We start from the raw sequence: 20552 nt of genomic DNA, 5'->3' as shown, positions 1-20552 counted from the left end.
GCATGGCCGCCACCCAGGTGGTCCGCTCGGAGTGGACCAAGATCCGTTCGGTGGCGTCCACGGTGTGGACGCTGTCGCTGGCGGGGGTCGTCACGATCGCGCTCGGCGTGCTGATCTCGCTGCTGTCGAAGAACGAGTTCGACAATCTGAGCCGCGACGACCGGCTCTCGTTCGACCCGACGTTCATCAGCTTCGCGGGGATGACCCTCGGGCAGCTGGCGATGATCGTGTTCGGGGTGCTGGTGGTGTCGAACGAGTACAGCACCGGCATGATCCGGACATCGCTGGCCGCCGTGCCGCAGCGGGGCACCTTCCTTCTCTGCAAGATCGCGGTGGCCACCGTCCTCGCCTTCGTGGTGGGTCTCGCGACCAGCTTCGTGACGTTCTTCCTGGGGCAGGCGATGCTCGGCTCGCACCGGGCCGAGATCGGCGATCCGGGCGTGCTGCGCGCGGTCTTCGGCGGCGGGCTCTACATGACCCTCATCGCCATGTTCTCGATGGGCGTCGCGGCGATGCTGCGCAGCCCGATGCTGTCGCTCGGCATCCTGATGCCGTTCTTCTTCCTGATCTCCAACATCCTGGGCAACGTCGGCGCCACCGAGAAGATCGGCCGGTACCTGCCCGACCAGGCCGGCAGCAAGATCATGCAGGTGGTCACCCCCGTGGACGACGACACTCCGTACGGACCCTGGGGCGGCCTCGGCATCATGACGCTGTGGGTGGCCGCGGCCCTGCTCGGCGGGTATCTGATGCTGAGGAAGCGTGACGCCTGACCGGGGCAGGTGGCCGTCACCCGTGATCAGCGGCCCGACCGGCGGTTACGTACATGCCAAGCCGATGCCTCAGTGACCTGCGTGGTTTTACTTGCTCTTGGGTGGAACCGTCAACGCCCCGATAAGCTCCTAATCCTTACGGGGGCGTGCGCCCCGACGTCCTCGGACGTCCTGATCTGTTCGATGGGTGCGGAGAATGATCGAGGCAGTCGGCCTGACGAAGCGCTACGGCGCCAAGACGGCCGTGTACAACCTTTCCTTCCAGGTGCGGCCGGGGGCCGTCACCGGCTTCCTGGGGCCCAACGGCTCAGGCAAGTCGACGACGATGCGCATGATCCTCGGCCTGGACAATCCCACGTCGGGGCAGGTGACGATCGGCGGCTATCCGTACCGCAAGCTGCCGAGCGCCGCCCGTCAGGTCGGTGCCCTCCTCGACGCCAAGGCGGTGCACGGCGGTCGGCACGCCCGCAACCACCTGCTGTCCCTGGCGCAGCTGTCGGGCATTCCGGCCCGCCGGGTGGACGAGGTGCTGGGCGTCGTCGGCCTCCAGGACGTGGCCAAGAAGCGCTCCAAGGGCTTCTCACTCGGCATGGGCCAGCGGCTCGGCATCGCCGCCGCGCTGCTCGGCGACCCGCAGGTGCTGCTCTTCGACGAGCCGGTCAACGGCCTCGACCCCGAGGGCATCCTCTGGGTCCGCAACCTGATGAAGGCGCTCGCCGCCGAGGGCCGTACGGTCTTCGTCTCCTCGCACCTCATGAGCGAGATGGCGCTGACCGCCGACCACCTCATCGTGATCGGGCGCGGCCAGCTGCTCTCCGACATGAGCATCAAGGACTTCATCTCGGCGAACTCCGCCGACTTCGCGCGCGTCCGGACGCCGGACACCGAGCCGCAGCAGCGCGAGAAGCTGACGGCCGCGCTGACCGGGGCGGGCGGCCAGGTGCTGCCCGAGCAGGACGGCGCGCTGCGCGTCATGGGGCTGCCGCTCCCCCGCATCAGCGACCTCGCGCACGGCGCCGACGTACGCCTGTGGGAGCTGTCGCCGCACCAGGCGTCGCTGGAGGAGGCGTACATGCGGATGACGCAGGGCGCCGTCGACTACCGGTCGACGACCGACCAGAAGACCGGTTTCCAGCAGCCCCTGCCGCCCGGCGCGCAGCCGCCCATGCCGGTGCCCGGGCAGGGCCAGCCGGGCTGGTACGCCCCGCCGGCTCCGCAGCAGGGCGGCCAGCCGTACGCGCCGCAGGGTCAGCCCGTGCCGCACGGACAGCAGCCGGGTCAGCCGCCGGCCGGTCCGTACGGCGCTCCGGCGCCCGCCGGCCCGGCTCCGGCCCCCGGGCAGCCCCAGCCGAACCCGTACGCCGAGGCCGCGCCCCAGGCCCCCGCGCAGCCCTCCGCCGCGCCCGCCCCCGTACAGGCCGCCTCCGCCGCGCCTGCCGCCGCGCCCGCCGCCGACCTGACGAAGTCCGAGGACGCCCGATGAGCACGCCCCAGCCTCCCCTCACCCAGCAGCCACCGGCCCCCAACTGGCAGGGCGCGCCGGGCACTTCGTACACCTCGCCGATCCCGGTGGTGCGCACCCACCTCGGGCACGCGATCGCCTCGGAGTGGACGAAGATCAAGTCGGTCCGCTCGACGATCTGGACGCTCGGCGTCTTCGTCGTCCTGGTGATCGGCCTCGGTCTGCTCTTCGCGCTCATCGCCGCCGGCACGGACATGAACCTGGAGGGCGGGTCCCCGCTGGGCATCGGCCTGTTCGGGCTGATGATCGGAAGCGTCTGCCTCCTCACGCTCGGGGTGCTGACCACCTCCTCCGAGTACGGCACGGGGATGATCCGGACCACGATGACCGCGTGCCCGAGCCGCGGCCGGATCCTCGTCGCGAAGGCGATCGTGTTCTTCGCGCTCGTGTTCACGGTCACCCTGGTGTCCACCGCGTTCGTCAGCTTCGCCACGGTGGCGATCCTGGAGGGCCACGGCGCGGCGAGCCCCGACGGCGAGGAGTGGTTCAAGGCCACGGTCGGCGTGAGCCTCTTCCTGGCGCTCTTCGGGCTGCTGGCGCTGCTGATGGGCTCGGTGATCCGGCACTCCGCCGGTGCGATCACGCTCATGCTCGGCGTCTTCCTCGCCCCGCTGGTCATCGCGATCTTCATGTTCTCGGAGTCGCTGAAGGAAGTGCAGGAGTTCCTGCTGGAGTACTCGATCCCGAGCCAGCTCAGCGTCTTCTACGGCTCGGAGCTCAGCCAGTCGGGCCCGTCCGGCTGGGAGCCGCTGTGGATCATGACCGGACTGGTGGCGGCGTCGTTCGTCGGCGCCTACGCGCTGCTGGAGCAGCGGGACGTGTGATCGAGAAGGCCGCGGGGTCAGAACCGCGGCGCGTTACGGGACCGCTGCACCCGCGAGGTGCGGCGGTCCTTCGCGTTCCAGCAGGCCTTGTGCCAGTGCCGGCGCTCGTCGACACCCGAGTGCTCGGGCCAGGCGACGAGATGCGGCATCCCCGATGCGATCATCTGGTCGCAGCCGGGGCAGCGGTAGGTCTTGCCCGCCGCACTCGCGCCCGCCACATGACGCACGCTCCACTCCTCGCCCTGCCAGGGCTCGCTGGTCTGCCAGCCGCCGTACCGGTCCGACCGGTCGTCTTCTGCGCTGCGGCCTGACGGACCCGACGAACCATCGCCCTTGGGGCGGTTGCGACGCGGGGACACGGGACACCTCACGGGGCTATACAGGGAGCAGGATTGGTGTCCAGCCTACGCGGGCCCGGTGGGGGTATGCGTACGTCACCAAACCTCCCAGATCGCCCTCCGCCCGGCCCATTCTGCAGACAATCCGCAAATCTCGCCGCCAAGCCGTGACTTCGGCACGTGTCACACGGTTATGCCGGTGGGGGAGCTCCTGAGTCGGAGCCGAGGAAGCAGGAAGAGCGATGCACGTAGGAACATTTGTACTGGGCGCCCAGTTCCCCGGCCAGGGCCAGGGAGAAGCGCTCCACCGGGCGGTACGGACGGCGGAAGTGGCCGAGGAGGCCGGGCTGGACGCGGTCTGGCTGGCCGAGCACCATTTCGTGCCGTACGGCACCTGCCCGTCGGCCATCACACTCGCCGCGTTGCTGCTGGGCCGCACCCGGCGGATCAGGGTCGGCACGGCGGTCAGCGTGCTGCCCACCGTCCATCCCGTGGCCCTGGGCGAACAGGCCGCCCTGCTGCACGTGACGTCCGGCGGACGCTTCTCGCTGGGCGTCGGACGCGGCGGACCGTGGGTCGATCTGGAGGTGTTCGGCGCCGGACTCGAAGCGTACGAGAAGGGGTTCCCGGAATCACTCGATCTGCTGGTGCGCTGGCTGCGGGAGCCCTCGGTGTCCGCCTCGGGGGAACGATTCAGCTTCCGCGAGGTCCCCGTCGTGCCCAGGCCCGCCGAGGACCTGGACGAGACGCCCGGACCCGAGGTCGTCGTCGCCTGCACCTCACCGACGAGCGTCCGGCTGGCCGCCGAGCGCGGACTGTCGATGCTCCTCGGGATGCACGTCGGGGACGAGGAGAAGGCCGAGATGGTCGCGCTGTGGCGCAAGCACGCCCGCGCGGCGGGCCGTTCGCCGGAGGAGATCTCCGGCGCGGCCCATGTCTCGGCCGGCGTCTGCCAGATCGCGGACCGGCGCACCGACGCCGTGGAGGCGCTCACCAAGGCGATGCCGGGCTGGCTGAAGCAGGGCCTCGACGCCCATGTGACCGTCGACGGCCGCGCCCGCTCCATGCGGGACCCGCTGGCGTACACCGAACTGCTCTGCGGGCTGCACCCGGTGGGGACTCCCCGGCTGTGCGCCGACCGCCTCGCGGCCACCAGCGAGCGGACGGGCATCTCCCGCTTCGCCCTGCTCGTCGAGGGCTCCGGCGATCTGGCGGCGACGGAGGAGAACGTACGGCGACTCGGTGCCGAGGTGCTGCCTCACCTCGGCTGAGCCACTGCGGGGAGCTTGCCGCCCCGGTTACTGAAGCACCTCCCGCGGTTGGAGCGGCAAGCCGTGGTGCGTCACGACCTCAGCAGTCCCGGAGTTCCGCGGACTGGTTGAGGAGTTGGCCGCGGATCGAGGTGAAGCGGGCCAGCCTGTCGTCCACGGACGGGTCCAGCGGGAACACCGCCACCCGGTGGCAGTTCTGGAAGGCCAGGCGTACACCGAAGTGCCGCTGCAGCGCGCCGCGAATCGCGTCACTGGCGAGCGCGCGCAGCAGTTGTCCGCGTGCCTGCTCGTCCGGCGGGGGCGTCTGGTTGTCGGCGAACTCTCCGCCGTCGACCTTCAGCTGGGCCACCAGAGAGCTGATCATCTCCCACGCGTAGGGCAGGGAGGTCCGGACGCAGTCGACGAAGGCGGCTTCGTCGACCTCGCCTCGCTCGGCCTGTTCGAGTAGGGCCGGTGAGACGTCGAGCGACATGGGTTCTCCTCTCGCACCCCCACAACAGCGGGGGTTGACGGACAGGTCGGAGTTCGCGTTACCGAACACGCAGAGTGCACGGTTCGCGACCTCCAGTTTCTACGGTAAGCAACCGAACGTGACCGCACCAGGAGATTGCGCGCAACGACAAGGCGCGGGACGCACACAATCAGCCAATGCCGAACAGGAGTTGACAGAGGCACATGCCGGGGGACGGCGGAGGCCCACGTGAGGGGCAAAAGAGCGTGACGGAGGGCGACAGTCATCACGTGGGACCGGCATGGCAGTCGAACGGTCCCCGGTGGGCCGCGCGACAGTGGAGGGGCCTGCGCCCGAGGCACTTCCGGCGGTCGAATCGCGCGCACCCGTCGGCGTCGAGTAGCGTTGCCGACCATGCGTCTCGTCATTGCCCGCTGCTCCGTCGACTACGCGGGCCGGCTCACCGCCCATCTCCCCTCGGCCCCCCGTCTGATCCTGGTGAAGGCGGACGGCAGCGTCTCGATCCACGCGGACGACCGCGCCTACAAGCCCCTCAACTGGATGTCGCCGCCCTGCACGCTGAAGGAGGGATCGGGAGACGAGGAGGGGGTCTGGACCGTCATCAACAAGGCCGGCGAGAAGCTCATCATCACGATGGAGGAAGTCCTCCACGACTCGTCGCACGAACTGGGCGTCGACCCCGGCCTGATCAAGGACGGCGTCGAGGCGCACCTCCAGGAACTCCTCGCCGACCGCATCGAGACCCTCGGTGAGGGCTACACGCTCATCCGCCGCGAGTACATGACGGCCATCGGGCCCGTCGACATCCTGTGCCGGGACGCGGACGGCGCGACCGTCGCGGTCGAGATCAAGCGGCGCGGCGAGATCGACGGCGTCGAGCAACTCACCCGCTACCTGGAGCTGTTGAACCGCGACCCGCACCTCGCGCCGGTCCGCGGCATCTTCGCCGCCCAGGAGATCAAGCCCCAGGCCCGCGTCCTCGCCACCGACCGCGGCATCGGCTGCACGGTCCTCGACTACAACGCGATGCGCGGCATCGAGGACGACAAGCTGCGGCTGTTCTGAGCCGTTTCACGAAAGAGGGCCGGGTCCGAGGAACGGACCCGGCCCTTTCCTGCCGAAAGGGGCATCGAACGGGCTGAACGGAACCTCAGGCCACCGTCCCGCCGGGCGAGCCGACTGTGGCCTTCGTGGTGCCTGCCGCGCTGCTGGACTCGACGGGCTGGCCGGCGGTGGGGGCGCCGGCCGTGGTGGACGTGTCCGGAGGCGGCGGGTCGCCGGTCGGATCGTCCGTCGGGTCGTCCGTGGGATCGTCGGTCGGGTCGTCCGTGGGATCGTCCGTCGGGTCATCCGTCGGGTCGTCGGTCGGGTCGTCCGTGGGATCGTCCGTCGGGTCGTCGGTCGGTGTCGGCTTGGGCGAGGTCTTCGTCGGGGACGGCGTCGGCTTGCCCGTCGGCCCCTCCGTACCGCTCGGGTCGTCCGACGGTCCCGCGCTGCTCGTGGGCGCCGGGTCGTCCGACGTGCCGTACGAGCCGTCGGGGCCCGGGTCGGTCGGCTCGGGCACGGCACCCGGCCCGTCGCCGTCCCCGCCTGTCTTGGGGCGGTCCGCACTGAGCCCGCCGTCGTCGACGCCCGCGCTCGCGGAGGGGTTGACGCCGACCTTCTCGGCCGGGGTGTCACCGTTGCGGTCGGAGGTCGCTCCCAGGGTCACGACGGTGCCCAGGACGGCGGCGAGCAGCGCGCCCGCACCCGCGGCGGCCAGGTTGCGCCGGGCGCCGCCGACGAGGCCCTTGAGACTGCTGAGCCCGTGCGCGGGCGAACCGGCGCCGGGCCGGTGCGTGACGAGCGTGCTTTCGTTGACCGGAAGGGCTGCGGACGATCCACCGCTCCCGGTCGTCGCCCCCGCACCCGTCGCCCCCGAGCCGACCGCACCGAAGCCGGTCGGTGTGTACGGGGACGGCACGCCTCCGGGCGGCGAGGCCGACTCCTCGCGCCGGGCGTCCGGCACTTCCTCCCCCGCCGCCGTACGCCCGCCGGGCGGTGTCGCCCCGGAGCGGTCGGCGACCAGGGCCAGAGCCCTGCGGCCGGCGACGGTGCCGCGCTTGTCGGCGAGGACGTTGCGCAGCCCGATGGAGGACTCCAGCTCGGCCCGGGCGCGCTCCAGCTGGCCGCAGCAGAGCGCGAGGACGCCCAGCTCGTGGTGGAAGTAGGCCTGTTCGCCGGTCTCGTCGGCGAGGCCGGCCGCCTCCGCACCGGCTCGCAGCGCCCGCTCCCAGGCGCTCCAGCGCTGCCCCGCTGCGAACGCGGGCGCCGCCTGCCGGGCCAGCACCACTGCGGCGCTCTCCTCGCCCTCGCCGGGCGGGGTCGTGCCGGGCACGAGCGCGGTGAGAGCGGCCAGAACGGCGTCCGCCTCCGCCGAGACCCGCTCGGGGGTGACCGAGGGGTGCCCGGCCCACCAGGCGTAGTGCTGGGCGGCGGCACCGGCGCGCGTCTCGGCGTCGTCGGCGTAACCGGCGGCCTCCAGCTGGGTCCGTACGCCGGCGGCGAGGCGGTAGCGGGCGCCGACAGGTGTCACCAGGGCGCAGCCGACCAGCTCCCCCAGGGCCGCGTCGGCGTGGGTGTCGCCCACGAGGGCGGGCAGGTGCGCCTGGTGCGGGACCTCGCCGCCGAGGGCGACCGCGAACCTGAGGGTCTCGCGGGCCGAGGAACTCAGCCGGGACGCGAGCAGCGCGGCGGGGGCGGCTCCCTCGGCGAGCGACGGCAGGGGGATGTCGTGCTCGTCCGCGGCCGGCCCGAACGACGCGTCGACCAGTGACGGCGCGTCCTGGAAGACCCCGAACTCGTCGACGGCGTCCGCGCCGGCCCGCTGCCGGTCCCGCTGCCTGAGCAGCGCCCCGGCCTGGGTGAAGCGCAGCGGCAGGCCCTCCGACTCGAACCAGAGGTCACCGGCCCAGTTCGACTCGTCCTCGGTGAGCACCCGCCCGACGGCACGCTCGAGGAGCTGCTCGCTGCCGGCCCGGTCGAAGCCGCCGAGCACGATCTCCTCAAGGGGCGCGTCGGCGGACGGCATGGGGATGTCGGGGGTGGCGCCGATGAGGAAGGCGCACTCGGGGGTCGCGTCGAGCAGCTCGTCGAGGGCGATTCCGCCGAACTCCAGGTCGTCCAGGACGACGACCGCGCCGATGTCCCGCACGACGTCGAGGATCTGCTCCCGTGCGGGCCGGAACAGATGTGTGCTGTACACGGCTGCGAACAGTTCGTACAGCAGGTCGTCGACCGTGCGCCGGAAACCGCTCAGCCGGACGACGCCGTCGGGGGCCAGGTCCGCGCAGTCCTCGGCGACCGCGTCGAGGAGGGTGGTGCGGCCGGAGCCGGGGGCGCCGGTGAGGCGGACGGAGCGGCCGCGCGCGAGGAGCCGGACGAGCCGGCCTCTCTCGTCGTCGCGCTGGAGCAGGGGCAGCCGGGGCAGCGAGGGACCCGGGGGGACCGGCGGCCGGGCGGCGCTGTCGATCGCGGCGCGCTCGGCGGGCGGGTGTTTCACGGGCCGACCAGGCAGTTCGCCCGGCGGGCAGTTCTCGATCTCGCTGCCGTCGACGGGGTTGACGGTGAGCAGGAAGTCGCCCGCGAGGAGCTGGACGGTGCGGGCGAGTGCCGGAGCGTGCCGGTCGAAGTCCTGCGTCAGGGCGTCACGTGGTGGACGCTTGCTCTGCGCCTGTCCGTCGTCATGGCCGTATTCAGCGGGTCCCCGGTTGTTCGGGTCCATCGGTTCAAGCCCCCCAAAAGCGTCTCGTGTGCTGGAGCCCCTCCCGGCCTTGCCGCACACCGCGCTGTCGCTTCTGGTCCGGAACCCGCTTGAGGGTAGCTGGCAGCGGGCAGCCGAACCCTAAACCTTCGCACAGTATCTCCGACAGTCCGGGGCCCCGCGCCGTCCGAGACGTCACAGTCTCGTGAGGATTGCGCGGGTGGTGCGTTTCGCCCCCATGGTCCCCATGTTCCTCATGGCCCCTTGACGACCGAGGGGGCATGCCGACCGGAGGGGTCATGCCGACGGGTGTCCCGCACACACCGAGCCATACGTAGGGATCCGCACACGCGTTCAGACTCTGGGCAACGACTCCAGACCGATACCGCCCTCGATCGCCAGGATGCGGTGCAGCCGGGTGGCCACGAGCAGCCGCTGCATCTGCGGCGGCACATCGCGCAGCACCAGCCGCCGTCCGCACCGTCCCGCCCGCCGGTGGGCTCCCATGATCACCCCGAGTCCGGTGGCGTCCCAGGAGTCCAGCTCTGACAGGTCGAGCACCAGGTCGCCGGCTCCGTCGTCGACGGCCGAGTGCAGGACCGTACGGGCGTCCGCCGCGCTGCGTACGTCGAGGCGGCCCCCGACGACCAGCTCGGCGTGGTCGCCCCTGATGTACATAAGCGCTCCCCGTGAGTGCGTCTCGTACTCCGTGATGTGGGTGATGCAACCTCTGACGGCGTTTCACACCCTCAGGTTGCCGTCTGTGAGCGAACCGATACCGAATTCACCTCAAGGGGTGAGGCCGGAGAGGCTCATGCGTTCACATGCGTGGGAAGTGCCGCCCGTGACGCCGTGTCGGCGTCAGTAGGTGTAGAAGCCCTGCCCGCTCTTGCGTCCGATGTCACCGGCGTCAACCATCCGGCGCATCAGCTCCGGAGGTGCGAACTTCTCGTCCTGGGACTCGGTGTAGATGTTGCTGGTGGCGTGCAGCAGGATGTCGACGCCCGTCAGGTCGGCCGTGGCCAGCGGTCCCATCGCGTGGCCGAAGCCCAGCTTGCAGGCGAGGTCGATGTCCTCGGCGGTGGCGACACCCGACTCGTACAGCTTCGCGGCCTCGACGACGAGGGCGGAGATGAGACGGGTGGTCACGAAGCCGGCGACGTCACGGTTGACGACGATGCAGGTCTTGCCGACCGACTCGGCGAACTCACGCGCGGTGGCGAGCGTCTCGTCGCTGGTCTTGTAGCCACGCACCAGTTCGCACAGCCCCATCATGGGCACCGGTGAGAAGAAGTGGACGCCGACGACCCGCTCGGGCCGCTCGGTGGCTGCCGCGATCTTGGTGATCGGGATGGCGGAGGTGTTCGAGGCGAGCACGGTGTCCTCGCGGACGACCTTGTCCAGGGCCCGGAAGATCTCGTGCTTCACTTCGAGCTTCTCGAAGACGGCCTCGACGACGATGTCCGCGTCGGCCGCCGCGTCGAGGTCCGTGGTGGCGGTGATCCGCCCCAGGGCCGCCTCGGCGTTCTCGGCCGCCAACTTCCCCTTGCTCACGAACTTGTCGTACGACGCCGTGATGCCGCCGATGCCACGGTTGAGCGCCTCGTCGGTGACGTCGCGCAGGACGACGTCCCAGCCCGCCTGCGCGGACACCTGGGCGATACCGGACCCCATGAGTCCGGCTCCGATGACAGCGAGCTTCCGTGCCACTGTGCGACTCCCCTGGTACGCGCTGTTGATGGGTTACCTCTTCGGCGGACACTAGCGCTCACGGGGGGCCGTGTGACCGCTTAGTAACGCGAGTCACGTCTCAATGGGCGGACATCACACCGGGGGCACTCACTCGGAGGGTCGTACGCCGTAGTTGAGCACCTTGTCGCTCAACAGGCCCTCCATCCCGTCCAGGAGAAGAAGCACCTCTCGGGACACTTCGTCCGGATTGCGCCCGGCGAGCATCTCACGCCCGATGACCGCCATCACCGTCTGGTGGACCCAGTTGATCTGACCCGCGATCAGGGTGGGCAGGGAGTCGTCGGCGGCGGCACCGGTCTCCTCCCTCAGGGCCGCCTCCAGGTTGTCCTGGACCTCCTGCTGGATGCTCCACAGCCGGGAACGCAGGGCGGGCGCCTCGTGGATGGCCTTCATGAAGCGGTCGTAGCCCTCCATCAGGCCGACGCGCGGCGAGACCGCCTCGACCTCGGCGCGCAGTTCGCGCAGGACGGCGGCGACGGCCGACTCGCCCCGGTCCCGGGCGCGCACCCAGCGGGCGAGCCGTTCGACGATGCCCGCGCTGCGGTCGAAGAAGAGGTCCTCCTTGGCGGGGAAGTAGTTGTAGACCGTGTTCACGGAGACGTCGGCCGCGTCGGCCACCTCCGCGATGGTGACGGTCACGAAGCCGTGCTCCAGGAACAGCCCGGTGGCATGCTGCCGATGTCACTGGCCCCCGGCTGGCTGGACGTCCTCTCGCACTTCGTGCCGTTCCGCTATCTGGTGGACGCGATGCGGGACGCGTACGTCGGCGCGTACGCCACCCCGTCCATGGTGTACGGCGTCCTGGTCGCGGTCGGCCTCACGGCGCTCTCCGTGACGGTGGGCACACGGGTCTTCCGGACGGCCGGAGCATAACTACGCTGGCCACATGGTCAATCTGACGCGCATCTACACCAGGACCGGCGACAAGGGCACCACCAACCTCGGGGACATGAGCCGGGTGCCCAAGACCGATCCGCGGATCTCGGCGTACGCGGACGCCAACGAGGCCAACGCGGCGCTCGGGACGGCGATCGCGCTGGGCGGGCTGGCGGAGGAGGTCGTCAAGGTCCTCACCCGGGTGCAGAACGACCTGTTCGACGTCGGGGCCGACCTCTCCACCCCCGTCGTCGAGAACCCCGAGTTCCCGCCCCTGAGGGTCGAGCAGTTCTACGTCGACAAGCTGGAGGCGGACTGCGACCACTTCAACGAGCAGCTGGAGAAGCTCCGCTCCTTCATCCTGCCCGGTGGTACCCCCGGCGCGGCCCTGCTCCACCAGGCCTGCACGGTGGTCCGGCGAGCCGAGCGCTCGACGTGGGCCGCCCTGGAGGCCCACGGCGAGGAGATGAACCCCCTCACCGCGACCTACCTCAACCGCCTCTCCGACCTCCTGTTCATCCTCGCGAGGACCGCGAACAAGGAGGTCGGGGACGTGCTGTGGGTGCCGGGCGGGGAGCGCTAGCCTCATCCCGGGGCGTTCGCGCGGAGCGGCTACCGGTCGCCTGCCGTTCCGCGGGCCCCCTGGTGGAGGCCCGTCGCGACCAGGACGCCACCCACGCACATCATCACCACACCGACCTTGGTCAGGGTGACGACCGGGACCTCCACGCCGTCGGTGAAGAGCCACAGGATCAGGCCGATCGCAAAGGTGCCAACCCCTTCCACCAGGTTCTTCATCGGCTTGCCCATCGTGCCGCTCATCGCCCGACACCCTCTTTCGAGTACGTGACCCGGTGCTCGCCCTCCGGGGCACCCGGCTCCTTCTTCGGCCAGATCAGGTAGGCGAGAGCCACCAGCCCGTGGATACCCGCGGCCCGGAGCGCCGTCCACTGGAACGACCGCAGCGAATCGACGTTCCCGTCCTCGCCGACGTACCAGACGGCACCCTGGAGCAGCACCAGCGCGACGGCTGCCGCCACCACCGTGCGGAGCCAGAGGCCGCCCTCGTACCGGGCCCTGGCCAGGCCGTACCTGGGCGGCCCCGGCGGCTTGGGCCCGCCGCCCAGGCGGTGCGCCGCGTGGCCGTCCAGCCAGGTGATCATGTAGTGGCCGTACCCCACGGTGAAGCCGATGTAGAGCGCCGCCACACCGTGCTCCCAGCTGGGCTCGGCACCGTTCCTCAGGTCGATCGCGGTCACGACGAACAGCACCAGTTCCAGCACGGGCTCGCAGAGCAGCAGCACGACACTGGCCCGGCGCTTCTTCAGTAGGTAGCGGACGGCCAGGGCCAGGGCCAGCAGCACCCAGAAGCCGACCTCACAGGCGATGATCAACGCGACGATCACGACTCGCTCCTTTCGGTCACACTTCCAGGCTCCCGGCCGCCGACCCCCGATTCGTCGTCGGCGGTGACGAAGTCGCGGTACATCGAAAGATGCAGTCCAGGACCGTTCGCGGGCATCAGGCGCGAGGCTCCGGTCCCGTGTTGGATGGAGCCATGGCCGTACGACTGCCCCGCCCGCACCGCATCGACGTGTGCATCGCCGTCGCCGGGCTCCTCGGCGGACTGCTGCTGTGGGGCCTGGGTCTCACCACACGCACCCCCCACGACGGGCTCGTGGTGTTCGAGGGCGCCTGGTGGGTGCTGCCGCCCCTCGTCGTGACCGCCGGCTGCGAGGCGCTGCGCAGCACCATGCCGCGCACGGCCCTGCTGGTCGGGTGGGCCGCCCTGACTCTGGAGACGATGACCCAGGGCAGCCTGATCACGGTGCTGATGTTCACCGACCTGGTGTACGCGGCCGTGCTGTACGGTCCGGCCGCCACGGCCCGCCGGATCCCCTGGATCGCCGGACTGGTCACGGTGGCCTTCACGGTGGTGCCCCTCGCGGCCTTCCGGAAGCCGGATGCCCTGCTGATCGGTCTGGTCGTCGGACTGGTCTCCCTCATGCCCGCCGCCACCGGCTGGATCGTCCGCAACCACCGCGACGCCGCCGAGGCCGCCCGGCTGCGCGCCGAACAGACCGCCCTGCTGGCCGAGATGGACCGCGCCCAGGCCGTCGTCTCCGAACGGGCGCGCATGGCACGGGAGTTGCACGACATGGTCGCCAACCATCTCTCGGCGATCGCGATCCACTCCACGGCCGCGCTCTCGATCGACGACCCGGACACCTCCCGACAGGCCCTCGGGGTCATCCGCGAGAACAGCGTCGAGGGGCTGACCGAGATGCGCCGGCTGATCGGCATCCTGCGGGACGCCGGCGACGACACCGAGCCGTCCGCCGCGCCCACGCTCGACGGGCTCGGCGCGCTCGTCGACGGAGCCCGCACCAACGGACTCGACGTCGCCCTCGACGCCGACCATGGCGCAGCCCTCCCCGCGCCCGTCGAAATGGCGGCCTACCGCATCGTGCAGGAGTCGTTGACCAACGCCCTCAAACACGCCTGCCCCGGCCGGGTCACCGTCGCGCTGCGCCAGGCAGACGGCTCCCTCGACATCGCCGTGACCAGCCCGTACGGCGATCGCGACCGTCCGAGCGCGCCCGGCTCCGGCGCCGGTCTGGTCGGGATGCGGGAGCGGGTCGCACTGCTGGGCGGCACCTTCGAGGCGGGCCCGGAGAGCTCGGGGCACGGCAAGATCTGGAGCGTCCGCGCCGCCCTCCCCGTCACCGAAGGAGAACCCGCATGATCCGTGTGCTCGTCGCCGAGGACCAGTCCGCCGTACGGGCCGGGCTGGTGCTCATCCTGCGCAGCGCGCCGGACATCGAGGTGGTCGGCGAGGCGGCCGACGGGGAGCGGGCGGTGGCACTCGCGCGGGAGCTGCGGCCGGACCTGGTGCTGATGGATGTGCAGATGCCGCGTCTGGACGGGGTGTCGGCGACCCGCCAGGTGGTCGCCGAGGGCCTGGCCGATGTACTGGTGCTCACCACCTTCGACCTGGACGAGTACGTCTTCGGGGCGCTGCGGGCCGGCGCCGCCGGGTTCCTGCTGAAGAACACGGAGGCGAAGGACCTCATCGAGGCGGTACGGGCGGTGGGACGCGGCGAGGGCCTGATCGCCCCGGCCGTCACCCGGCGCCTGATCGCCGAGTTCGCCGCCAAACCCGTACGCGAACCCACGGTCGATCCGTCGGTCCTCGACGCCCTCACCCGGCGGGAACGGGAAGTCCTGTCCTGCCTCGGCGAAGGGCTGTCGAACGCGGAGATCGCCGGGCGGCTGGACATGGCCGAGGCGACGGTGAAGACGCACGTCAGCCGCCTGCTGGGGAAGCTCGACCTGCGCAGCCGGGTGCAAGCGGCGGTGCTGGCACAGGAGTTGGGGGTCTGACCTCACCGGCACGTCCCGCATGAGCGCACAGGTCCAGACCCATTGACCTATGGTCCAGACCTTTCTATTCTCGGCCGCACTGCGCCACGTCATGCTCATGCTCACGACACCCCACAAGGAGGCGCACATGCGCTTCAGGCACAGAGCCACAGCGGGTCTCGCCGGCCTTCTCCTCCCCCTCGCAGGTCTGGTCGGTCTCGCCACCCCCGCGCAGGCGGCCACCGAGGCGACCGCCACCTACTCCAAGCCCCAGGACTGGGGCTCCGGCTTCGAAGGCAAGTGGACGGTGAAGAACACCGGCACCACGACCATCGGTTCCTGGACCGTCGAGTGGGACTTCCCCTCCGGCACGTCCGTCACCTCCGCCTGGGACGCGGACGTCACCTCCTCCGGCACGCACTGGACCGCCAGGAACAAGTCGTGGAACGGCACCCTCGCACCCGGCGCCTCCGTCTCCTTCGGTTTCAACGGGAGCGGCTCAGGCTCCCCGGCGAACTGCAGGCTCAACGGCGGAAGCTGTGACGGCGGCCCCGGTGTCCCCGGTGACGCGGCACCCTCGGCCCCCGGCACCCCGACCACCTCGGGCGTCACGAACACCTCGGTGAAGCTGAGCTGGAGCGCGGCCACCGACGACAAGGGGATCAAGAACTACGACGTCCTGCGCGGCGGCACCAAGGTCGCCACCGTCACCGGTACCACCCACACGGACACCGGCCTGACCGCCGGCACCGACTACTCGTACACCGTCCAGGCCCGCGACACCGCCGACCAGACCGGCCCGGTGAGCGGCGCGGCCGCCGTCCGCACCACGGGCGGCACCAACCCGGACCCCGGCTCCAAGGTCAACCTCGGCTACTTCACCGAGTGGGGCGTCTACGGCCGCAACTACCACGTGAAGAACCTGGTGACCTCGGGCTCCGCCGCGAAGATCACGCACATCAACTACGCGTTCGGCAACGTCAAGAACGGCCAGTGCGTGCTGGACGACGCCTACGCGGCCACCGACAAGGCGTACACCGCCGACCAGTCCGTCAGCGGCACCGCCGACACCTGGGACCAGCCGCTGCGCGGCAACTTCAACCAGCTCCGCCAGCTCAAGGCCAAGTACCCGCACATCAAGGTGCTGTACTCCTTCGGCGGCTGGACCTACTCCGGCGGCTTCGGCCAGGCCGCGCAGAACCCGGCGGCCTTCGCCAAGTCCTGCAAGGCCGTCGTGGAGGACCCGCGCTGGGCCGACGTCTTCGACGGCATCGACATCGACTGGGAGTACCCGAACGCCTGCGGTCTGACCTGCGACACCTCGGGCCCGGCGGCCTTCAGGAACCTGATGTCGGCACTGCGCACCGAGTTCGGGTCGAACTACCTGGTCACCGCGGCCATCACCGCCGACGGCTCCTCCGGCGGCAAGATCGACGCGGCCGACTACGGCGGCGCCGCGGCCTCGCTCAACTGGTACAACGTGATGACGTACGACTACTTCGGCGCGTGGGCCACCACCGGCCCGACCGCCCCGCACTCCCCTCTGACCTCCTACTCCGGCATCCCGACCGCGGGCTTCAACTCCGCCGACGCGATCGCCAAGCTGAAGGCGAAGGGTGTCCCGGCCTCGAAGCTCCTGCTCGGCATCGGCTTCTACGGCCGTGGCTGGACCGGGGTCACCCAGTCCGCCCCCGGCGGCACGGCGACCGGCGCGGCCACCGGCACCTACGAGGCGGGCATCGAGGACTACAAGGTGCTCAAGAACTCGTGCCCGGCCACCGGCACCGTCGCGGGCACGGCCTACGCGCACTGCGGCACCAACTGGTGGAGCTACGACACACCCGCCACCATCGGCACGAAGATGACCTGGGCCAGGAACCAGGGTCTGGGCGGCGCGTTCTTCTGGGAGTTCAGCGGCGACACGGGCAACGGGGAGCTGGTGACCGCGATCAGCAACGGACTCAAGTAGCGACTACACCCAGCAACCACACAGAGCCACTACACAGAGCGACTACATGTGGCGACTAGGCGACATTGACGCGCTGACCGGGCGGGGCTGCCTCCAGCCACGCGAGGAAACCGGTCAGCGCGTCGTCGCTCATCGCCAGTTCGAGACGGGTCCCGCGGTGCAGACACGCGAGGATCACCGCATCGGAGAGGAGCGCCAGCTCCTCCTCGCCTTCGGGGGTACGGCGCCCGGCCACCTCGATCGCCGAGCGCTCCAGAACGCGGCGGGGGCGGGGCGAGTACGAGAAGACGCGGTACCACACGATGCGGTCGCCGTTGTAGCGGGCAACCCCGTAGCCCCAGCCCTTGCCGTTCTCGTCGCTGCCGGGTTTCTCCGGGGCGTCCCAGCGCAGGCTGCAGTCGAAGGTGCCGCCGGAGCGCTGGATGAGGCGCCGGCGCAGTCCGAAGACGAAGAGCCCCACCACCACGAGCGCGATCACCGACCCGCACACAGTCAGAGCGAGGACCATCGACACCGACCTCCTCGTCTCCTAGGTAATGCGACTGCCAGGTAATGGAACGTAAAAAACACCCACATTTGCCTCAGCCGCGGCTGGGTCGGGATGAAGACATCCAGACCCAGCCGCGGCTGAGGTACAGCATCACACGGCGTGCGGGCTCAGCGCGCCGCCGCCGTACGCAGTCGTACATCCGCGCGGCGCTCGGCGGCGGCGTCGCCCGCCGCCTTCGCGCGCTCCAGCTCTCGCTCCGCGCCCTGGACGTCGATCTCGTCGGCCAGCTCGGCGACCTCGGCCAGCAGGGACAGCTTGTCGTCCGCGAACGAGATGAAACCGCCGTGCACGGCGACGACGACGGTGCCGCCCTCACTCGTACGGATGGTCACGGGGCCCGACTCCAGCACACCGAGCAGCGGCTGGTGACCGGGCATGACGCCGATGTCGCCGGACGTGGTACGGGCGACGACCAGGGTGGCCTGGCCCGACCAGACCTCTCGGTCGGCCGCGACCAGCGCGACGTGCAGCTCAGCAGCCAAGGTGGCTCCTCGGGTCACCACCCGGCGTCTTGGCCGGGTGTTGGGTACAAGTCTAGTAGGGCTCCGGGAATCGGATCGCCGGGGCCCACCCCGGGTCTTTCGGCCGGGGGTCCGGGGGCCGCGCAGCGGTAGCCGCACATCGATACAGCCCCCGGGCGATGCAGCTGTGGGAGTACAGAGGGGGGCGGGACGCACCCCATGAGGTGTGGCCTCGCCCCCCACTGTTCACGAGTCGCCGGGCGTCAGGAGACGCCGAGCTCCTTCGCGTTCTTCTTCAGGTCCTCGATACCACCGCACAGGAAGAACGCCTGCTCCGGGAAGTGGTCGTACTCGCCGTCGATGATCGCGTTGAACGCGGTGATCGACTCCTCCAGCGGGACGTCCGACCCGTCGACGCCGGTGAACTGCTTGGCGACGTGGGTGTTCTGGGACAGGAAGCGCTCCACGCGACGGGCACGGTGGACGGTGAGCTTGTCCTCCTCGCCCAGCTCGTCGATACCGAGGATCGCGATGATGTCCTGGAGGTCCTTGTACTTCTGCAGGACCGTCTTGACGCGCATCGCGGTGTTGTAGTGGTCCGCCGCGATGTAGCGGGGGTCCAGGATGCGGGACGTGGAGTCCAGCGGGTCCACGGCCGGGTAGATGCCCTTCTCGGAGATCGGACGGGAGAGAACCGTCGTCGCGTCGAGGTGGGCGAAGGTGGTGGCCGGGGCCGGGTCGGTCAGGTCGTCCGCGGGGACGTAGATCGCCTGCATCGAGGTGATCGAGTGACCACGGGTCGAGGTGATGCGCTCCTGGAGGAGACCCATCTCGTCGGCCAGGTTCGGCTGGTAACCCACCGCGGAGGGCATACGGCCGAGCAGGGTCGAGACCTCGGAACCGGCCTGGGTGAAGCGGAAGATGTTGTCGATGAAGAACAGCACGTCCTGCTTCTGCACATCGCGGAAGTACTCCGCCATGGTCAGACCGGCCAGGGCCACGCGCAGACGGGTGCCCGGAGGCTCGTCCATCTGACCGAAGACCAGGGCGGTCTTGTCGATGACGCCCGACTCCGCCATCTCCTCGATGAGGTCGTTGCCCTCACGGGTGCGCTCACCGACACCGGCGAACACGGAGACACCGTCGTGGTTGTTGGCGACGCGGTAGATCATCTCCTGGATGAGCACCGTCTTGCCGACTCCGGCACCGCCGAACAGGCCGATCTTTCCACCCTTGACGTACGGGGTGAGAAGGTCGATGACCTTGACGCCGGTCTCGAACATCTCGGTCTTCGACTCGAGCTCGTCGAAGTTGGGGGCCTTGCGGTGGATGGTCCAGCGCTCGCCGTCGTACTGCTCGTCGGTGTTCAGCACCTCACCGAGGGTGTTGAACACCTTGCCCTTGGTGAAGTCGCCGACCGGGACGGAGATACCCGTGCCGGTGTCGGTGACCGCGGCCTGGCGGACCAGACCGTCGGTGGGCTGCATCGAGATCGTGCGGACCAGGCCGTCACCCAGGTGCTGGGCGACCTCCAGGGTCAGCGTCTTCTTCTTGCCGGCCTCGGCCGGGTCGGAGATCTCGACGTGAAGGGCGTTGTAGATCTCCGGCATGGCGTCGACGGGGAATTCCACGTCGACGACCGGGCCGATGACCCGGGCGACGCGGCCCGTGGCAACGGCCGTCTCAACTGTCGTCGTCATTTACCTGTCACTCCCCGCGGTCGCGTCGGCCAGGGCTGCGGAGCCACCGACGATCTCGCTGATTTCCTGGGTGATTTCGGCCTGGCGGGCCGCGTTGGCAAGACGGGAGAGCGTGTTGATCAAGTCTCCCGCGTTGTCGGTCGCCGACTTCATCGCGCGGCGCGTGGCGGCGTGCTTGGAGGCAGCCGACTGGAGCATCGCGTTGTAGATACGGCTCTCGACGTAGCGCGGCAGCAGGGCGTCGAGGACGTCCTCCGCCGACGGCTCGAAGTCGTACAGCGGAAGGATCTCGCCCTTCGGCGCCGACTCCTTCGCCACCTCGTCGAGGCTGAGCGGCAGCAGACGGTCGTCGAGCGCCGTCTGCGTCATCATCGAGACGAACTCGGTGAAGACGATGTGGAGCTCGTCCACGCCGCCGTCCGCCGTCTCCTTCTCGATGGCCTCGATCAGCGGACCCGCGACCTTCTTCGCGTCCGCGTAGCTGGGCTCGTCGGTGAAGCCCGACCACGATTCCACGACCTTGCGCTCGCGGAAGTTGTAGTGGGCCAGACCGCGGCGGCCGACGATGTACGTGTCGACCTCCTTGCCCTCCGCCTCAAGGCGTGCCGTGAGCTGCTCGGCGACCTTGATGGCGTTGGAGTTGAAGGCGCCGGCCAGTCCGCGGTCGCTCGTGAGGAGCAGCACCGCGGAACGGGTCGCCGTCTCCGCCTCCGTGGTCAGCGGGTGCTTGGTGTTCGAACCGGTACCGACCGCCGTGACCGCGCGGGTGAGCTCGGTCGCGTACGGCGTGGAGGCCGCCACCTTGCGCTGCGCCTTGACGACGCGCGAGGCGGCGATCATCTCCATCGCCTTGGTGATCTTCTTGGTCGCGGTGACGGATCGGATGCGACGCTTGTAGACCCGGAGCTGGGCTCCCATGAGTCAGGTCCCTTCCTTACG

The 20552-nt window shown here is 70.1% G+C and carries 21 protein-coding genes and 1 pseudogene; 10 read left to right on the top strand and 12 right to left on the bottom strand.

Going from position 1 to position 20552, the window contains the following annotated elements; all coding sequences use genetic code 11:
- The first annotated feature begins 2 nt into the window (after window positions 1–2).
- The 3 genes from OG858_RS31605 to OG858_RS31595 all read left to right on the top strand — a co-directional run bounded on the left by OG858_RS31605 (window position 3) and on the right by OG858_RS31595 (window position 3119).
- A complete protein-coding gene (locus OG858_RS31605) occupies window positions 3–773 on the top strand; it encodes an ABC transporter permease (RefSeq protein ID WP_328544219.1) in 771 nt (256 codons plus the stop codon).
- A 196-nt stretch (window positions 774–969) separates the two neighbouring features.
- Complete coding sequence (locus OG858_RS31600; RefSeq protein ID WP_319068878.1) at window positions 970–2256, top strand: ABC transporter ATP-binding protein; 1287 nt, start codon at window positions 970–972, stop codon at window positions 2254–2256.
- Window positions 2253–3119, top strand: a complete 867-nt coding sequence (locus OG858_RS31595) for an ABC transporter permease subunit (protein ID WP_319068877.1) — start codon at window positions 2253–2255, stop codon at window positions 3117–3119. The genes OG858_RS31600 and OG858_RS31595 overlap by 4 nt, the downstream gene beginning before the upstream one ends.
- Window positions 3120–3136: 17 nt before the next feature.
- Here the strand turns inward: OG858_RS31595 and OG858_RS31590 are convergent, their stop codons facing one another.
- Window positions 3137–3478 carry an ATP/GTP-binding protein gene (locus OG858_RS31590; protein ID WP_086747476.1) on the bottom strand — a complete coding sequence of 114 codons (342 nt, stop codon included), beginning with the start codon at window positions 3476–3478 and terminating at the stop codon, window positions 3137–3139.
- A gap of 221 nt (window positions 3479–3699) precedes the next feature.
- Here OG858_RS31590 and OG858_RS31585 point away from each other — a divergent pair, with 221 nt between their 5' ends.
- Window positions 3700–4728: an LLM class flavin-dependent oxidoreductase gene (locus OG858_RS31585; RefSeq protein WP_086747477.1), complete on the top strand. Its 1029-nt coding sequence runs from the start codon at window positions 3700–3702 to the stop codon at window positions 4726–4728.
- Window positions 4729–4807: 79 nt separating this feature from the next.
- Here OG858_RS31585 and OG858_RS31580 read toward each other — a convergent pair whose 3' ends face one another.
- Window positions 4808–5200 (bottom strand): SCO5389 family protein, encoded by a 393-nt coding sequence (locus tag OG858_RS31580; RefSeq protein WP_037695424.1) that lies wholly within the window; start codon window positions 5198–5200, stop codon window positions 4808–4810.
- A 393-nt stretch (window positions 5201–5593) separates the two neighbouring features.
- Between OG858_RS31580 and nucS the strand changes: the two genes are divergently transcribed.
- Window positions 5594–6265: an endonuclease NucS gene (nucS, locus tag OG858_RS31575; protein ID WP_037695422.1), complete on the top strand. Its 672-nt coding sequence runs from the start codon at window positions 5594–5596 to the stop codon at window positions 6263–6265.
- An 85-nt stretch (window positions 6266–6350) separates the two neighbouring features.
- Here the strand turns inward: nucS and OG858_RS31570 are convergent, their stop codons facing one another.
- From OG858_RS31570 to OG858_RS31555, 4 genes are all read right to left on the bottom strand, one after another.
- On the bottom strand, window positions 6351–8963 hold the full coding sequence (locus OG858_RS31570; protein ID WP_327748377.1) for an ATP-binding protein: 2613 nt from the start codon (window positions 8961–8963) through the stop codon (window positions 6351–6353).
- A gap of 333 nt (window positions 8964–9296) precedes the next feature.
- The gene (locus OG858_RS31565; protein WP_033526497.1) at window positions 9297–9620 is read right to left on the bottom strand and encodes an STAS domain-containing protein; all 324 of its coding nucleotides are present in this window, start codon (window positions 9618–9620) and stop codon (window positions 9297–9299) included.
- A gap of 183 nt (window positions 9621–9803) precedes the next feature.
- Complete coding sequence (locus tag OG858_RS31560) at window positions 9804–10652, bottom strand: 3-hydroxyacyl-CoA dehydrogenase family protein (RefSeq protein ID WP_327724907.1); 849 nt, start codon at window positions 10650–10652, stop codon at window positions 9804–9806.
- Between the two features lie 129 nt (window positions 10653–10781).
- Window positions 10782–11333, bottom strand: coding sequence for a TetR/AcrR family transcriptional regulator (locus OG858_RS31555; RefSeq protein ID WP_319068873.1), 552 nt, complete (start codon window positions 11331–11333; stop codon window positions 10782–10784).
- Window positions 11334–11357: 24 nt separating this feature from the next.
- Here OG858_RS31555 and OG858_RS31550 point away from each other — a divergent pair.
- Window positions 11358–11567, top strand: a pseudogene (locus tag OG858_RS31550) (ABC transporter permease); the annotation flags it as partial.
- Between the two features lie 13 nt (window positions 11568–11580).
- On the top strand, window positions 11581–12153 hold the full coding sequence (locus OG858_RS31545; RefSeq protein WP_086747479.1) for a cob(I)yrinic acid a,c-diamide adenosyltransferase: 573 nt from the start codon (window positions 11581–11583) through the stop codon (window positions 12151–12153).
- A 29-nt stretch (window positions 12154–12182) separates the two neighbouring features.
- On the opposite strand, the gene OG858_RS31540 is transcribed toward OG858_RS31545, so the two are convergent.
- The gene (locus OG858_RS31540; RefSeq protein ID WP_086747480.1) at window positions 12183–12392 is read right to left on the bottom strand and encodes a DUF5708 family protein; all 210 of its coding nucleotides are present in this window, start codon (window positions 12390–12392) and stop codon (window positions 12183–12185) included.
- Entirely contained in the window at window positions 12389–12976 is a 588-nt protein-coding gene (locus OG858_RS31535) for a hypothetical protein (protein WP_319068871.1), read from the bottom strand. Before OG858_RS31535 ends, OG858_RS31540 begins: the two co-directional genes overlap by 4 nt.
- Window positions 12977–13128: 152 nt before the next feature.
- On the opposite strand from OG858_RS31535, the gene OG858_RS31530 reads away from it, so the two are divergent.
- The 3 genes from OG858_RS31530 (at window position 13129) to OG858_RS31520 (ending at window position 16902) form a co-directional block, all read left to right on the top strand.
- Window positions 13129–14316: a sensor histidine kinase gene (locus tag OG858_RS31530; RefSeq protein WP_319068870.1), complete on the top strand. Its 1188-nt coding sequence runs from the start codon at window positions 13129–13131 to the stop codon at window positions 14314–14316.
- Entirely contained in the window at window positions 14313–14954 is a 642-nt protein-coding gene (locus tag OG858_RS31525) for a response regulator transcription factor (protein WP_319068869.1), read from the top strand. Before OG858_RS31530 ends, OG858_RS31525 begins: the two co-directional genes overlap by 4 nt.
- A 127-nt stretch (window positions 14955–15081) precedes the next feature.
- Entirely contained in the window at window positions 15082–16902 is a 1821-nt protein-coding gene (locus tag OG858_RS31520) for a glycoside hydrolase family 18 chitinase (protein ID WP_319068868.1), read from the top strand.
- A 55-nt stretch (window positions 16903–16957) separates the two neighbouring features.
- Here the strand turns inward: OG858_RS31520 and OG858_RS31515 are convergent, their stop codons facing one another.
- The 4 genes from OG858_RS31515 to OG858_RS31500 form a co-directional block, all read right to left on the bottom strand.
- Window positions 16958–17410, bottom strand: coding sequence for a DUF2550 domain-containing protein (locus tag OG858_RS31515; RefSeq protein WP_046705578.1), 453 nt, complete (start codon window positions 17408–17410; stop codon window positions 16958–16960).
- Between the two features lie 149 nt (window positions 17411–17559).
- Window positions 17560–17934, bottom strand: a complete 375-nt coding sequence (locus OG858_RS31510) for a F0F1 ATP synthase subunit epsilon (RefSeq protein WP_037695399.1) — start codon at window positions 17932–17934, stop codon at window positions 17560–17562.
- A 242-nt stretch (window positions 17935–18176) separates the two neighbouring features.
- Window positions 18177–19613 carry a F0F1 ATP synthase subunit beta gene (gene atpD, locus OG858_RS31505; protein ID WP_319068867.1) on the bottom strand — a complete coding sequence of 479 codons (1437 nt, stop codon included), beginning with the start codon at window positions 19611–19613 and terminating at the stop codon, window positions 18177–18179.
- Window positions 19614–20531: a F0F1 ATP synthase subunit gamma gene (locus tag OG858_RS31500; RefSeq protein WP_319068866.1), complete on the bottom strand. Its 918-nt coding sequence runs from the start codon at window positions 20529–20531 to the stop codon at window positions 19614–19616.
- Window positions 20532–20552: the final 21 nt, after the last annotated feature.

The sequence above is a fragment of the Streptomyces europaeiscabiei genome (assembly GCF_036346855.1).
Classification (GTDB): domain Bacteria; phylum Actinomycetota; class Actinomycetes; order Streptomycetales; family Streptomycetaceae; genus Streptomyces; species Streptomyces europaeiscabiei.
The sequence above is the reverse complement of the archived record's forward strand: the minus strand, read 5'-3'. Positions and strand labels throughout refer to the sequence as shown.